Origin of the sequence: Citrobacter sp. TBCS-14 (assembly GCF_005280805.1) — a bacterium.
In the GTDB taxonomy this organism is placed as follows: domain Bacteria; phylum Pseudomonadota; class Gammaproteobacteria; order Enterobacterales; family Enterobacteriaceae; genus Citrobacter; species Citrobacter gillenii.
On sequence record NZ_SZWM01000409.1, the window covers coordinates 1 to 285 of the forward strand.

General features: G+C 54.0%; 1 pseudogene. It reads left to right on the forward strand.

The annotated features are described in order from the left end of the window. Nucleotides 1-285, forward strand: a pseudogene (locus FDX22_RS30080) (hypothetical protein); the annotation flags it as partial.

Here is a 285-nt window from a genome sequence, read left to right on the forward strand (position 1 = left end):
CACAGGCCGAAGCCAGCGCTGCTGAGTCCGCAAGGGTGGCAACCGGCAAAACCGTAGACGCAGCGAATCATGAGCTGGAAGCAAAGTTAGCGGCACAGGCAGCGAAGTTGTCAGAAACAGAGGCTGCCAGGTCAGAGGGGAATGCTGCATTGTCTGCTGATGCTGCTGAACAATCTGCAATAAAGGCTGAAGAGTCTTCTGTTCAGGCAGACAATTCAGCAAATGAGGTGAAACAAACCGTTGCTGAAGCGGCCCTTCATGCTTCAGTTGCGACGCAGAAAGCGG